Origin of the sequence: Glycomyces paridis (assembly GCF_004912155.1) — a bacterium.
In the GTDB taxonomy this organism is placed as follows: Bacteria; Actinomycetota; Actinomycetes; order Mycobacteriales; family Micromonosporaceae; genus Glycomyces; species Glycomyces paridis.
Window position 1 is genome coordinate 33,191 of the sequence record NZ_STGX01000014.1, and the last position, 13,170, is coordinate 46,360.

Sequence of the window (13,170 nt, forward strand, 5' to 3'; positions counted from 1 at the left end):
GTGGACGAGAAGCCGGGTACCGTCGGCTCGCTCAGCGGGCGCTAGTCGAGGGCCGTGGCGCAGGCGAGGAAGCCGCGGTCGTCGTTGACGCGGAAGACGAGGGCCTTGCGGTCGGGGCCTTCGGCGTCGACGTCGCAGGCGCGTTCGAGCCAGCGGCGGGCCGAGGACTCGGAGCTCCAGTCGGCGTGGGCGGGCTCGCTGGTGTAGACCTTCGTGACCTCCCAGTGGGCGGCGGCGTCGGAGCAGTCGATGAACAGGTCGTCGTAGTTCGAGTCGTTCTCGTTGACCTCGCTCGCGAGGCACTGGCCCTCGTACTGGTCGTAGCCGGGGCCGAGGAGCTTGGCGAGGCCCACGACGATCAGGACGACCACGGCGACCAGGCCGATGACGACCGCGACGGCGACGGGCTTGGAGACGTTGGGCTGCTTGGCCACTGGGATGCCGATCTCTCGGGGGGAACTGCCGTGGGGCGCAGGGGACCCGCACCCCGACATACTAGGGCGTGTCCGCCCGAACCGGCGCCGCCGGTGCGGGCCTCAGACCTCGATGTGGGAGCCGACGATGACGGTGCGCTCGCGGGGGAGCCGGAAGTGCTCGGCGGCGTCGGCGGTGATGTGGGCGGTGGCGATGAACAGGTGCTTGCGCCACGCGGACATGGTCGGCTCGGTGCCGGCGCGCAGTTGGATGGTCGACAGGAAGTACACGGCCCGGTCGAGGTCGAGGGGCCGGCCCTCGGACTGGCGGCGTTCGACCGCGCGGAGCGCCTGCGGCACGTCGGGGGTCTCGGCGTAGCCGAACCTGGTGGTGACGTGGATGATCGCGTCCCTGTCGCTGCCGAGGTCGTCGACGAGGATGCGGTCGCTCTCGGCCACGCGCGGAACGGGCTGGGTCTCGACCGAGAGGATCACGATCTGGGCGTGGCGCACGTGGTTGCGTTCGAGGTTCGCGCGCAGCGCCAGCGGCGCGGTGTCCTTGCCGCGCCCCAGGAACACGGCGGTGCCCGGTACGGAGGCGGCCTTCGGCTCGCCTTGGCGCAGCCGCTCCACGAAGGCCCGCAGCGGGCCCTCCTGGCGTTCGCGCTCGGCCGTGACGACCGCCCGGCCGCGCTGCCAGGTGACCATGACGGTGAATGCGGTGATCGCGATGAGGAGCGGCAGCCAGGCGCCGTGGACGATCTTCATCGTGTTGGCGGCCAGGAACGTCAGGTCCACGGCGAGGAGCAGGCCGCCGCCGGTGGCGAGGAGCCAGCGCGGGGTGCCCCAGCGGGTGCGGGCGATGTACAGGAACAGCAGGGTCGTGCAGGTGATGGTGCCGATCGCGGCCATGCCGTACGCGTACGCGAGGGCGCCGGACTCGCGGAACGCGAAGACCAGCACCAGGACCGAGGCCATGAGGAGCCAGTTGATCCACGGGACGTAGATCTGCCCGGCCTGGTGTTCGGAGGTGTGGGCGATGCGCAGGCGCGGCAGGTAGCCCAGTTCGGAGGCCTGCGCGGCGACGGAGAACGCGCCGCTGATGACGGCCTGGGAGGCGATGACTGTGGCGGCAGTGGCGAGGACGAGGAGGGGGATGCGTCCCCATTCGGGCGCGAGCAGGAAGAACGGGCTGGAGAGGTTCGCGGTGTCGTCGAGGATGAGCGCGCCCTGGCCCATGTAGTTGAGGAGCACGGCGGGGAAGACGAGGTAGAGCCAGGCGCGGGAGATCGGTTTGCGCCCGAAGTGGCCCATGTCGGCGAAGAGCGCTTCGGCGCCGGTGAAGGCGAGGACGACGGCGGCGAGCGCGAAGAACGCGATGTCGAAGTGGCCGAACATGAACTCGATCGCGTACCGGGGGGAGAGGGCGCGGAGGATCTGGGGGTGGTGGGCGATGCCGCCGAGGCCGAGGAGGGCGAGGGCGGAGAACCACGCGGCCATGACGGGGCCGAACCATTTGCCGATGACGGTGGTGCCCTTGCGTTGGAACGCGAACAGGAACACGATGATGATCGCGGTGGCCGGGACGATGACGACTTCGAGGTCCGGGTCGATCGTCTTGACGCCCTCGACGGCCGAGAGGACCGAGATGGCGGGCGTGATCATGCTGTCGCCGAGGAAGAGGGCGGCGCCGAAGACGCCGAGGGCCGCGAGCGCGAGGGCGGCCTTGCGTCCCCTTCCGGCGCAGCGGCGGCGCACTTGGGTGATGAGGGCCATGATGCCGCCCTCGCCTTCGTTGTCGGCGCGCATCGCGAAGGCCACGTAGAAGATCGTGACGATGAGCATGAGCGACCAGAACACGACGGAGATGACGCCGTAGACGTTCGCGGTGACGACCGGGACGGGGTGCGGGTCGGCGGGGTTGAACACCGTCTGGAGGGTGTAGATGGGGCTCGTGCCGATGTCGCCGAAGACGACGCCGAGGGCGCCGACGACGAGCGCGAGGCGCGCGGCTCCGGCCGCTGTGGGGTGCCGCGGCGCGTCCGGGGCGGGGGCGAGGTCGTTCCCGGACGGGAGCGTGTTGCTGTGAGCAGTCAAGGGAATGCTCCTTTCCGGAGCTGGACCTTAGCCCATCATGAGCGTGTTTCATCCCTTTCGTCATGATTCTCGGGGCGTCTTTACGGGTTCTTGACGGCGACCCGACGGATACATACGCGTTCTTGACGCGGACGAGACGGCACCGATCGCCCCGCGGTGGGAACCCGCTTGCGCGGGCCCGGACCGGCGAGCACACTGGCCCCATGCGCATCAGGGCCGTGACCGCCGCCGACCTGCCGCTCCTGAGGGAGATCGAACGCTCGGCGGGGGAGTGCTTCCGGACCGTCGGCATGGCCGAGATCGCCGAGGACGAGCCGCTCACGGTCGCCGAGCTCGCGGTCTTCCAGGAGGCCGGCCTCGCCTGGGCCGCCGTCGACGCGGGTCGGCCCGTCGCCTACCTCCTCGCCGAGCCCGTCGACCGGGTCCTGCACGTCGAGCAGGTCTCGGTCCATCCCGACTGGGGCCGGCGCCGCATCGGCCGCTCGCTCCTCGACGTCGCGGCCGCCCGCGCCGCCGCCGACGGCAGGTACGCGCTCACCCTGACCACGTTCGCCGAGGTCCCCTGGAACGCGCCCTACTACGAGCGCTGCGGGTTCGCCGAACTGCCCGACCACGACCTCACCCCCGGACTGCGGGCGATCCGCGACCGCGAATCGGCCCACGGACTCGACCGCTGGCCGCGCGTCGTCATGGCCCGGACGCTGCGCCTCCCGGCCTGATCCGCGGGGGCTTTCGAAGCGCGCTTCGAAGGCCGAAAAAACACGAACACGCTGCGGTTTCGCCGCCTTCGCGGCAGCCGAAAATGTCGTACCCCCGGCCTAGAATCGACATAGGCAAAGGGATGCGGCCCAAGGGAATCGCGTTCCGCGCCGGGGCGCCGCCGCAGCGGCGCCCGACAGCAGCTTCGCCCGCCGATCAGAACGCGAACCCTGCGGAGGGCGAACTCCGAGAAGAGGAGTCGAACTTGCTCGACACTACCCCCAACCGAATCGCACGCGCGAACCCGCCCCAGACCCCCGGCGCCGACGAGGCCGTCCCGCCGTTCGAGGCGGTCAAGCGCACCGACGCGAACGGCGAGCACTGGCTCGCAAGGGAACTCATGCCGATCCTCGGCTACGGGGACTGGCAGCGCGTCAGGGACGTCGTCGAACGCGCCGTCGTGTCCTGCCGCCTCGCCGGGGGCGACCCCGACGCCGAGTTCACCCGCGTCGTCCTCGCCTCCGACGAACCCGGCGGCCTCGAACGGCGCGACCTCCGGTTCACCCGGCGCGCCGCCTGTTTCATCGCCCTCAACGGCGACCCGCGCAAGCCCGCGATCGCCGCCGCGCGGGCCTACTTCGCCATCGACACCGGTGACACCGGAACGGAAGGAGCCCTCGACGAGATCGAAGCGGCCCGCAGGTACCTGGCCGCCCTCGAATCCAAGCGCGACCTCCAGGTCAAGCTCGCCGACCTCGCGCCGGACGCCGCCTCCTGGCAGGTCCTCGCCTCCGCCAACGGCGACTTTTCCGTCGCCGACGCGGCGAAGATCCTCTCGCGCGACGCCGCCATCGAAGTCGGCCAGACCCGGCTCTTCCAGCGCCTGCGCGACATCAACTGGACCTTCCGCCAGTCCGGCGACGGCGCCTGGCGGGCCTACCAGCGGTCCATCGACGGCGGCTGGCTCTCCGAACTGCCGCAGTCGCACTACCACCCGCGCACCGGCGAACTCGTCCTCGACCCCCCGCGCCTGCGGGTGACCGCCAAGGGCCTCGCCGAACTGCGCCGCCGCCTCACCGAATCCGCCCTCGTTCGGGAACGCTCCGCGGGCTCCCGACCGGAGGACAACCGGCCCTAGCAGGCAGTTGGCGGAACCCGTAGGCGGCCGAGGCGTCGAGCCTCGGCCGCCTACGGGCGCGCCGACGCGACGGCGGAGGGTTGTGGTTTGTGGGCGGCGGTCGCGGGCGGGTCATCGGCTCGCCCGGGTGTGCGCGTGTTTCTCAGGCGGCCACGGCATCCGGCCTTGGCCGCTTACCGGCGCGGCGACGCGGTGGCGGACGATCGCGGTTGGTCGGCGGCGGCCGCAGGTTGGTCATCGGCTCGCCCGGGTGCGCGCGAGTTTTGAAGGCGGCCAAGGCTTCCAGACGCGATCGTTCATGGGCGCCCGCGGGTCCGGCGGCGGCCGATCAGGGTACGTGTCGGCGGCCGGGGGCCGGTTGCGCTCGGGTGCGCGTGTCTCGCAGCGAGCCACGGCATCCGGCCTCGGGCGCCCGCGGGCCCGGCGGCGGACCATTGCGTTTCGTCGGCGGCGGCCGGGGGCCGGTCATGCCCGGGCGCGTGCGAGTTTTTCGGGCGGCCAAGGCATCCGGCCTGGGCCGCCAAGGGCGCGTCGACGCGGCGGCAGAGGATTGCGGTTCGTGTGGGCGGCGGCCGCAGGCCGGTCGGCGACTCGATTGGGTGCGTGCGACTCTCAGGGGGCCAAGGCATCCGGCCACGGGAGACCGCGGGACCGGCGGCGGAACCCCGTGGACGCGGGCGGTGGACCGGTACATACTTGGCCGCGCCACCGCGCCACCGCGCCACCGCGCCACCGCGCCATCGCGCCACCGCGCCACCGCGCCACCGCGCGACCGCGCCACCGCGCCACCGCGCCACGGCGCCACCGCGCCACCGCGCCACCGCGCCACCGCGCCACCGATACCCTCTGAGAGGACGCCAGTGCCCACCCTCACCGCCGCCGCGAAGACCGCCCCCGATGCGCGGCGCCGGACACTCGCGCTCCTCGCCCTCGCTTTGGGGGCCTTCGGCATCGGACTGACCGAATTCGTGGTCGTCGGACTCCTCGGCCCGCTCGGCGAGGACCTGCGCGTCTCCATCCCCACCGCCGGACTCCTCGTCACCGGCTACGCCGCCGCCGTCGCGATCGGCGCGCCGATCATGACCGCCGCGGGGACCCGTCTACCGAGGAAGACCATGCTCGTCCTGCTGATGAGCCTGTTCATCGCCGGGAACACGCTGGCGGCCGTCGCCACCGGGTACGGCGTCCTCATGACCGGCCGCATCGTCGCAGCCCTGTGCCACGGCGCTTTCATGGGCATCGGGCCCGTCATGGCCGCCAGCCTCGTCGCCCCCGAGCGCCGCTCCCGCGCGATCGCCCTCATGATGACCGGCCTGACCCTCGCCACCGTGATCGGCGTGCCCTTCGGCACCGCCCTCGGCCAGCAGTTCGGCTGGCGCGCCTCCTTCTGGGCCATCGCCGGGATCGGCGCCGCCGCCCTGGCCGCGATCATCGCCTACGTGCCCGCCCGCTCCGACGACACCGGCACCGACCTCCGCACCGAACTCGCCGTCTTCCGCCGCCCCCAGGTCTGGACCGTCCTGACGATCACCATGCTCGCCTGGGGCGCGGCCTACGCCGCCATCACCTTCATGGAGCCGATCCTCACCGACGTCGCCGGATTCGACGCCGCCGCGGTGCCCTGGCTCCTCGTCCTCTTCGGCGTCGGCCTCACCGCCGGGAACCTCCTCGGCGGGCGCCTCGCCGACCGCGCCCTCACGCCCGCGCTCTTCGGCACCATGCTCGCCGCGACGGCGGCGCTGGCCGTGTTCACCGTCGCCGCCCACCACCAGGCGGCGGCCGGGGTCATGGTGTTCGTGCTCGGCTTCGCCGGGTTCGCGATGGTCCCGGTCCTCCAGACCCGCGTGATGGACGCCGCCGAGGGCGCGCCCTCACTGGCCTCCTCCACCAACGCGGCCGCCTTCAACGTCGGCATCGCGCTCTCGGCCTGGTTCGGCGGCATCGCCATCGACGCCGGCCACGGCCTCCTCGCCCCGGTCCGCATCGGCATCGCCCTGGGCCTGGCCGCGATCGGCGTCGCCGCCGTCGCCTGGCTCGCGGGGCGCCGGGCGCGGCCGGACCGTGCTCACTTGGACCGTGCCCACCTGGACCGCTCCCGCCCCGCCGGGTAGCCGGGCCGCGCGGGTCCAGCCGATCAGCGACGCGGTCGCCAAGGCCGCGTAGCACACCGACGCGAACACCACCGGCACCGAGAGCCAGCCCGCGCCCTCGGCGGCGACCGCCAGCGCGTAGACGGTGAACGTCAGCAGGGCCAAGCCGATCCCGGTGAACGCCACGCCCGCCTGGATCTTGAACGTGCGCGGCTGCGTCCCGAGGTCGCGCACCAGTGCGCCCGCGAAGTGCCCGATCTCGCGGCGCTCGCGCGGGTCGAGCCCGGCCCGCTCGAACAGCTTTTGCTCCAGTATGGACACCGAGCGGGACCTGGTGAGCCCGGCCGCGACGAGTACCTGGTGGTGGGCGTTCATGAACCACAGCGGCGCGGCGCTGAAGGCCGCGACCCACGGTCCGCCGATCGGCCAGGTCCCGCTCAACGCGATGATCGCCAGGCCGAGGTAGGTCATCTGGATCGCCAGCAGCGCGAGCCGCTCGTTGGCGAGCGTGGCGACCTTGTCGCGGTCGGCGCTGTAGAGGGCGATGAGCGCGTCGAGCCGACGGTCAGGGTCGGACGGCGTGACCGGGGAGGCGGGAGAGCCGGAAGCGGCGGCGGAGACGCGGTCGCGAGCGGCGTCGGAGGTGCCCATCTTCGGACTGTACCGACGCCCGGCGACCCGCCCGGCGACTCGCCGAGCCAACGGGATCGGTGAGCGAGACTCCGGTGGCGGGGTGGCGGCCCGTAGCGTGCGGCTTCGGCGCGCGGCCCCGGTCGGCGGTGAGGCGTTGTAGGGGTGTGGCGGTGTCCCCACTGTCGCCCTGTCGCGCTTGCATGTCCGAGGGTCGATCGCGCAGCCTCGACCTCCGCGCAGCGTCCACGGCCTCGACCCTCGGGTTGCCCCACGGCTTCAACCCCTCCGCGGCGCCCGCGGCCTCGACCCCCGAGCAGCACTCACGGCCCGAACCTCCGCGCGGCGCCCACTGCCGTAACCTCCGCGCCGCGCCCGCGGTGCCAATTCGGGGCGCCGCCGGCGTCAACCCCCGGGCCGCGCCCTCGGCCTTAAACGCCACGCTGCGCCCACGGCCTGAGCCCCTGCGCCTGCGGCTTCGACCCCAGGCGGCGTCCGGGGTGTCAACTCGGGGCGGCGTTCACGGCTTCAACCCCGCTCCGCGCCCGCGGCCTCGACCCCCGCGCGGCACCCGCGGTGTCTACTCGGGGCGGCGTTCACGGCCTCAACCCCCGGGCCGCCATCACGGCCTCAGCTCGCCCGGCGCCCGCCGCCCTGGAAACCGCCCGTTTCGTTCCGAGCCCGCGCGGGCGCCGCGCCCGCCTGGAACCGTCGGTCACTCCTGGAGGTAGTCCTGCGCACTGTCCAGGTGCCCCTGCATCTCGGTCTGCCAGGCCACCAGGTCGGTCTCGATCGGCAGGTACGCGTCGACCAGCATCGCCGCCCAGCTCTGCTCGATCGCCTCCCTCAAACCGCTGTCCTGCCCGCAGGCCGCGAAGTCGCCCGCCATCGCCCGCTCCAGTTCGAGCACGCCGAGGAAGTCCGAGGGGACGTCCTCAGGCGGCTCCGGCGTCTCGATGCCCTCCTCGTCGCCGAACTCCTCGAAATAGGCCGGGTCGTACATCCGCCCGAAGTACGTCCACAACGGAGGGAACAGCTCCTCGCCGAGCTCCCAGCCCTCGTAACCGGCGTCGATGAGGCAGGACTCGAAGGCCACGACCTGCTCCGCGACCTCGTCGTACAGCGAGCCGAAGTCCTGGAACTCCCCGATGGTGTATACCGGGCTCGGCCGGTGGGTCACCTGGAACTCGTAGGACTCCTCGCCGTTCTCGCCGTCATCCGTCTCCGTCACCGTGTACGGCTCGCCGTACATCGTCTCGACCATCCGGAGCTCGCACCCGCCCATCGGCGCCTCCGAATCCTCCTGCGGACCCTTCAACGAGTCCTCGATCACTGCGGCGCCGGTGTAGGCCTCGATCCACTCGGCCTGGTACTCCGCCCCCTGGGCGTCCCACTCGCTCGTGTCGGGCTCGACGTAGTCCTCCGCCGGGAGCTCGAACGCGGCCCGCGCCTCCGGGGTGAGCAGCTCGTCCTTGTACTGCTCGTTCTCAGGCGACCACACGTAATCCGTCCACTGGCCGAAGCCCCACTCGGCGGCCTCCTCGGGCGTCGGGACGGCCCGGAGGGGCGCGCCGGTGAGGTATCCGGCCGCGCCGTACAGCGTCGTGTCCGCCGGCGGGAACGCCGACGGCTGGTGGACGTCGAAGCCCTCGTCCTCCATGCAGCGCTTCGCGACCCGTTGTTCGATCTCCTGAAGCTCGCCGTCGATCGCCCTGTTGTCGTTGACGATCTGGTACAGGCGCTGCGCCTCGGTCACGGCGTCGGCGCCCGGCTCGGTGCCGGAACCGGTCGCGTCGGCGTCTGCGCCACCAGGGGAGCAGGCGGCCAGAGCGCCGAGGGCGGCCAGTGCGAGGCCGACGCCTCGGATGCGGCCCGTTCGGGTGCGTGCCAGTGGCGATCGCATTGGGCTGGTTCCCTTCTCAGTGCGGATGTGGTCGCGCTAGATACGCGCGCCGCCGGGCGGGGGTTGCCCGGCCCGCCTCGCCCGCCGCGCGTATACGCTTGCCCGGTTCTCGCCCGCCTCCGGCGGGCCCCACGCGACCGAAGGGCGTCACCGTGAACGACCAGGCGATCGACGAGGACTTCGTGCGAGGCCTGCTGCGCGGGCAGCACCCCGACCTTGCCGACCTGCCGCTCCGGCCCGTCGAAGGCGGCTGGGACAACCAGATGTGGCGCCTGGGCGACGACCTCGCCGTGCGCCTGCCGTGCACCGACCGCGCCCCGGGCCTCCTGGAGAAGGAGCACCGCTGGCTGCCCGGCCTCGCCGCGGGCCTCCCGCTGCCGGTCCCGGTGCCCGTGCGCCTCGGCGTCCCCTCGGACGCCTTCCCCCGCAACTGGATCGTCACCACCTGGGTGCCCGGCGAACCCGCCGACCGGGCCCCGATCAGCGAGGCCCGCAGCGCCGACGTCCTCGCCGACCTCTTCGCCGCCCTCCACCGCGAGGCGCCCGCAGGCGCCCCCGCGAGTCCCGACCGCGGCGTGCCGCTCGACCGCCTCGCCGCGGACATGGAACGCGGCATCGGACGGTTCACCGGGGACGCCGGGCCGCTGCGGGAGGTCTGGGCCGACGCGCTGGCCGCACCGGCCTACGACGGGCCGCCGGTGTGGCTCCACGGGGACCTGCATCCGGCGAACGCGGTCACCGCAGGCGGTGCGCTCACCGGGCTGATCGACTTCGGCGACATGTGCGCGGGCGACCCGGCGACGGACCTGGCGGCGGCCTGGGTGCTCTTGCCCGACGGCGCCGCCGCGCGGTGCTTCGAGCGGTACGGCGCCGACGCGGCGGCCGTGCGTCGGGCGCGTGGCTGGGCGCTCGGGAAGGCCTTGGCGCTCATCGAGGTCGGCCACGCGGGCGACATGGGTTGGGACGGCGGCAAGCCGACCTGGGGCCCGGCCGGGCGGGCCGCGCTCGACCGGCTGCTCAAACCGTGACGGCATGACCGCGGTCTTCTTCACCGGTCTGGCGATCGGCTTGGCGCTCATCGTCCCGATCGGGGCGCAGAACGTGTTCGTGTTCGGCCAGGGCGTGTCCCTGGGGATGCCGCGGGCGCTGTGGGCGGTCGCGGGGGCGGGCCTGTGCGACACGCTGCTCATCGTCCTGGGCGCGACCGGGGCCTCCGCGCTGCTGGACTCGGTGCCGGGCCTGCGCCCGGCGATGCTCGCGGCCGGGGCGCTGTTCCTCGCCTACCTGGGCGTCCGCTCGCTCCTGACGCGGCCCACGGAGCTCGACGGCGAGGACGGCGACTGGTCGCCCGCGCGCACGCTCCGGCGCACCGCGGCGGTCTCGCTGCTCAACCCGCACGCCGTGCTCGACACGGTCGGGGTCCTCGGGGCGGCGATCGCGGCGCAGTCCGCCGGGACGCGCGCCGCGTTCGCGGCGGGCGCGGTCTCGGCCTCCTGGGGCTGGTTCCTGTTGCTCGCGGGCGCGGCGGCGGCGATGCGGCGTCTCATGACGCCGGGGCGGCGGGTCTGGTTCGACCGCGCCTCGGGCGTGATCCTGCTGGTCTTCGCGGTATGGCTGGGCTGGGAGTTCGTGCACGCCGTCGCCTGAGCGCGCGGTGCCCGGTGCGCACTCTTTTGTGAGCGGTGTCGTCTGAGTGATGTCTTGTGCGCGGTCTCGTGTGCTCGGCCTCACCCGCCCGGCTCGGGAACAAACCGCGGGCACCCCCTGTTGAGGTAGATGCAAACGCATGAACATCAGGCCGTGGGAACGGCAGGAGCAGGGGAAATACAATGCAGTTCGGTGTCTTCTCAGTCAGCGACATCACGCGCGACCCGGTCTCGGGCACCACCCCGAGCGAGGCCGAGCGGATCGACGCCATCGTCAAGATCGCGGTCAAGGCCGAAGAGGTCGGGCTCGACGTGTTCGCCATCGGCGAGCACCACAACCCGCCGTTCTTCTCCTCGTCCCCGACCACGCTCCTCGCCCACATCGCCGCGCTCACCGAGCGCCTCATCGTCACCACGGCGACCACGCTCATCACCACCAACGACCCCGTGCGCCTCGCCGAGGAGTACGCGATGCTCCAGCACCTCTCCAAGGGCCGCATGGACCTGATGCTCGGGCGCGGCAACACCGCCCCGGTCTACCCCTGGTTCGGCCAGGACATCCGCCAGGGCCTGCCGCTCGCGCTGGAGAACTACAACCTGCTGCACCGGCTGTGGCGCGAGGACGTCGTGGACTGGGAGGGCGAGTTCCGCACGCCGCTCCAGGGCTTCACCTCCACGCCCCGACCCCTGGACGACACGCCGCCGTTCGTGTGGCACGGCTCCATCCGCACGCCCGAGATCGCCGAGCAGGCCGCGTTCTACGGCAACGGCTTCTTCGCCAACCACATCTTCTGGCCGTCCTCGCACTCCAAGCGCCTCATCGACTTCTACCGCAGGCGCTTCGAGCACTACGGGCACGGCACCCAGGCGCAGGCCGTGGTCGGCCTCGGGGGCCAGGCCTACATCGCGAAGCGCTCGCAGGACGCCGTCAAGGAGTTCCGCCCGTACTTCGACGAGGCCCCCGTCTACGGCAACGGCCCGAGCATGGAGGAGTTCACCAAGGGCACGCCGCTCACCGTCGGCAGCCCGCAGGAGGTCATCGACAAGACCCTGACCTTCCAGGAGACCTTCGGCGACTACCAGCGCCAGCTGTTCCTGCTCGACCACGCCGGGATGCCGCTCGGCATGGTCCTCGACCAGCTCGAACTGCTCGGCGGCGAGGTCGTCCCCGTGCTGCGCAAGGAACTCGCGGCCCGCCGCGACCCCGGCGCGGCCGAGGCGCCCACGCACGCGTCGCTCGTCGCGGCCAAGTACGGCGACGCGCCGGCCCGCCAGCCGCGCCCGAACGCCAACCGCGGCGACAACGTCACCGGCGGCTCGCCCTACCAGGACGGCGACGCCCAGGCCGAGTACCCGAGCCTCGGTTAACGGAGGACCGCCATGACCGCCAGCCGGAGCCGGCGCGCGAACGCCGCGTGGGAGTCGCTCCTGACCGCCCACGCGGCGCTCATGAAGCGCTTCGCCGCCGAACCGATCTGGGGCGAGCTGTCGATGCGCGAGTACGACGTGCTCTACACCCTGTCCAAACACGCAGAACCCCTGCGGCTCTACGAACTCGGACGCGACGTGCTGCTCAGCCAGCCCGCCCTGTCGCGGCTCGTGGACCGCCTCGCCGAGCGCGGCCTCATCGAGCGCGCGGCCGACCCGGCCGACGGCCGCGGGGTGCGCCTGGCGCTCACCGCGGCCGGACGCGAGGCCCAGCGCCGCGTCGGCGGGCGCCACGCCGTCGACGTCGCCCGCGCGGTCGCCGTCCTCACCGACGAGGAGATGCGCCAGCTCGAAGCCATCGGCCGCAAGCTCGCCGCCCGAACCGAACCGTCCACACCCGACCGTCAGGAGGCCTCCCGGTGAACGCCGAAGCCGCCCAGCCGTACCGCCTCGTCGTCGTCTCCGGCGGCACCAGCGACCCTTCCTCGACCAGGATGCTCGCCGACCGCATCGCCGACCGCGTCGCGTCCCTCGCCGAAGCCCGGGACGAGAAGGTCGCCGTGTCGGTGATCGACCTGCGCGAACTCGCCAACGAGATCGCGACCGCCCTCGTCTCGCAGCTCATGGGCCCCAAGATGACCCGCGCGATCGAACTCCTCGGCGCCGCCGACGCGATCGTCGCCAGCGCCCCCGTCTACAAGGCCGCGCCCAGCGGCCTGTTCAGCTCCTTCTTCCACGTCCTCGACAACGACCTCCTCATCGCCAAACCGGTCGTGCTGGCCGCGACCGCCGGAACGGCCCGGCACGCACTGGTCGTGGACGAGCAGATGCGCTCGCTGTTCGCCTACCTGCGCACCATGACCGTGCCCACCTCGGTCTTCGCCGCCACCGAGGACTGGAACTCGCGCGAACTGGGCGAGCGCATCGACCGCGCCGCCGTCGAACTGCTCCTCCTCGTGGAGTCGGGCTTCGCCGAGAAGGTCCGCACCGAATCCTGGAAGAGCTACCAGCACGAGTACGGCAGCGCCGGCGGCACCGAACTCGACATCGACCTGAGCACCGACCTCATGCGCCTCGCCACCGGAGGCTCGGCCGCGCCCAGACGCAAGCCGTAGCGACCGAACCG

The 13,170-nt window shown here is 72.6% G+C and carries 11 protein-coding genes; 8 read left to right on the forward strand and 3 right to left on the reverse strand.

Annotated elements, in window-relative coordinates; translation table 11 throughout:
* Positions 1-41: 41 nt before the first annotated feature.
* Entirely contained in the window at positions 42-434 is a 393-nt protein-coding gene (locus E9998_RS17930; RefSeq protein WP_136531071.1) for a hypothetical protein, read from the reverse strand.
* A gap of 102 nt (positions 435-536) precedes the next feature.
* Entirely contained in the window at positions 537-2,510 is a 1,974-nt protein-coding gene (locus tag E9998_RS17935) for a potassium transporter Kup (RefSeq protein ID WP_136531072.1), read from the reverse strand.
* A 203-nt stretch (positions 2,511-2,713) separates the two neighbouring features.
* Between E9998_RS17935 and E9998_RS17940 the strand changes: the two genes are divergently transcribed.
* The 3 genes from E9998_RS17940 to E9998_RS17950 all read left to right on the forward strand — a co-directional run bounded on the left by E9998_RS17940 (position 2,714) and on the right by E9998_RS17950 (position 6,458).
* Positions 2,714-3,229, forward strand: coding sequence for a GNAT family N-acetyltransferase (locus E9998_RS17940; RefSeq protein WP_136531073.1), 516 nt, complete (start codon positions 2,714-2,716; stop codon positions 3,227-3,229).
* A 245-nt stretch (positions 3,230-3,474) separates the two neighbouring features.
* Positions 3,475-4,347, forward strand: coding sequence for a phage antirepressor KilAC domain-containing protein (locus tag E9998_RS17945; protein WP_204745517.1), 873 nt, complete (start codon positions 3,475-3,477; stop codon positions 4,345-4,347).
* 860 nt (positions 4,348-5,207) lie between these two features.
* Complete coding sequence (locus E9998_RS17950; RefSeq protein WP_240037665.1) at positions 5,208-6,458, forward strand: MFS transporter; 1,251 nt, start codon at positions 5,208-5,210, stop codon at positions 6,456-6,458.
* A 1,324-nt stretch (positions 6,459-7,782) separates the two neighbouring features.
* Here E9998_RS17950 and E9998_RS17955 read toward each other — a convergent pair.
* Positions 7,783-8,970, reverse strand: a complete 1,188-nt coding sequence (locus tag E9998_RS17955) for a hypothetical protein (protein ID WP_136531075.1) — start codon at positions 8,968-8,970, stop codon at positions 7,783-7,785.
* Between the two features lie 152 nt (positions 8,971-9,122).
* Here E9998_RS17955 and E9998_RS17960 point away from each other — a divergent pair, with 152 nt between their 5' ends.
* The 5 genes from E9998_RS17960 to E9998_RS17980 all read left to right on the forward strand — a co-directional run bounded on the left by E9998_RS17960 (position 9,123) and on the right by E9998_RS17980 (position 13,159).
* A complete protein-coding gene (locus tag E9998_RS17960; RefSeq protein ID WP_136531076.1) occupies positions 9,123-9,998 on the forward strand; it encodes an aminoglycoside phosphotransferase family protein in 876 nt (291 codons plus the stop codon).
* A gap of 4 nt (positions 9,999-10,002) precedes the next feature.
* Positions 10,003-10,617, forward strand: a complete 615-nt coding sequence (locus E9998_RS17965) for a LysE/ArgO family amino acid transporter (RefSeq protein ID WP_136531077.1) — start codon at positions 10,003-10,005, stop codon at positions 10,615-10,617.
* A 182-nt stretch (positions 10,618-10,799) separates the two neighbouring features.
* A complete protein-coding gene (locus E9998_RS17970) occupies positions 10,800-11,984 on the forward strand; it encodes an LLM class flavin-dependent oxidoreductase (protein WP_136531078.1) in 1,185 nt (394 codons plus the stop codon).
* 12 nt (positions 11,985-11,996) lie between these two features.
* A complete protein-coding gene (locus tag E9998_RS17975) occupies positions 11,997-12,467 on the forward strand; it encodes a MarR family winged helix-turn-helix transcriptional regulator (RefSeq protein WP_136531079.1) in 471 nt (156 codons plus the stop codon).
* On the forward strand, positions 12,464-13,159 hold the full coding sequence (locus E9998_RS17980; protein WP_136531080.1) for a CE1759 family FMN reductase: 696 nt from the start codon (positions 12,464-12,466) through the stop codon (positions 13,157-13,159). Before E9998_RS17975 ends, E9998_RS17980 begins: the two co-directional genes overlap by 4 nt.
* The last annotated feature ends 11 nt before the right edge of the window (positions 13,160-13,170 follow it).

What these genes read in the sequence shown, in the direction of transcription:
- E9998_RS17940 (WP_136531073.1), top strand. Translation starts at nt 2,714, where the DNA reads ATGCGCATCAGGGCCGTGACCGCCGCCGACCTGCCGCTCCTGAGGGAG.
- E9998_RS17955 (WP_136531075.1), bottom strand. Translation starts at nt 8,970, where the DNA reads ATGCGATCGCCACTGGCACGCACCCGAACGGGCCGCATCCGAGGCGTC.
- E9998_RS17965 (WP_136531077.1), top strand. Translation starts at nt 10,003, where the DNA reads ATGACCGCGGTCTTCTTCACCGGTCTGGCGATCGGCTTGGCGCTCATC.
- E9998_RS17970 (WP_136531078.1), top strand. Translation starts at nt 10,800, where the DNA reads ATGCAGTTCGGTGTCTTCTCAGTCAGCGACATCACGCGCGACCCGGTC.
- E9998_RS17975 (WP_136531079.1), top strand. Translation starts at nt 11,997, where the DNA reads ATGACCGCCAGCCGGAGCCGGCGCGCGAACGCCGCGTGGGAGTCGCTC.